The following is an 837-nucleotide window of genomic DNA, read 5'->3' as shown; positions in this document are numbered from 1 at the left end:
GCCGCCAGCGTTCAATCTGAGCCATGATCAAACTCTTCAATTTAAGATTTTGTCGGCTCAATGAATACTGACTTCAAAACTGTCCCTTACTTAAAAAGTAAGAAGTAATTTTAAAGCTATTATCGTTCCAACAGAACGATAATGAATTTTGACTGTGTGACAGTAAGCGAGCTTACTACCCTTAGGTCACGTGTTCATTGAAAACCATTTTACTTCCGAAGAAGTGGTTCGTTTCTGCTTTGCAGCAGAAGCAAACATAATGATTATCATCAACAAGTGTCCACACAGATTGATATAGGTCTATATTGTTAAAGAGCTTTGCTTTCAATGCCTTAGCACCTAAGCAGGACGCGTATAATACGCTATCTACTTTGAAAGTCAACATAAAACTCTAAGAAAACTTAAAATTTTATGGTGACTTGCTTCTATAAGAAGCAAAGTCGAAATTAAAGCCTGGCGATGTCCTACTCTCACATGGGGAAACCCCACACTACCATCGGCGCTACTGCGTTTCACTTCTGAGTTCGGCATGGGATCAGGTGGGTCCGCAACGCTATGGTCGCCAAGCAAATTCTTCTTTTACTTTCAGCTTTTCATAAAAACTGAAGGCAAAATTAATCTGGAAAGCTTAATAAAAGTTCTTAATACACATTCAATTATGTTCTTGCTTTGAGTCCATCAAAACCCTTTGGGTGTTGTATGGTTAAGCCTCACGGGCAATTAGTACAGGTTAGCTCAATGCCTCGCAGCACTTACACACCCTGCCTATCAACGTTCTAGTCTTGAACAACCCTTTAGGACACTTAAAGTGCCAGGGAAGACTCATCTCAGGGAGGG

At 40.4% G+C, this 837-nt stretch carries 2 rRNA genes; both read right to left on the bottom strand.

The features are described from left to right. Window positions 1–451: 451 nt before the first annotated feature. Window positions 452–567 (bottom strand): 5S ribosomal RNA (gene rrf / locus L4D74_RS25165). Between the two features lie 132 nt (window positions 568–699). Continuing rightward, window positions 700–837: ribosomal RNA gene (locus L4D74_RS25160) — 23S ribosomal RNA — on the bottom strand; the annotation flags it as partial.

This window comes from Vibrio cionasavignyae (assembly GCF_050337155.1).
Lineage (GTDB): Bacteria > Pseudomonadota > Gammaproteobacteria > Enterobacterales > Vibrionaceae > Vibrio > Vibrio nomapromontoriensis.
The sequence above is the reverse complement of the archived record's forward strand: the minus strand, read 5'-3'. Positions and strand labels throughout refer to the sequence as shown.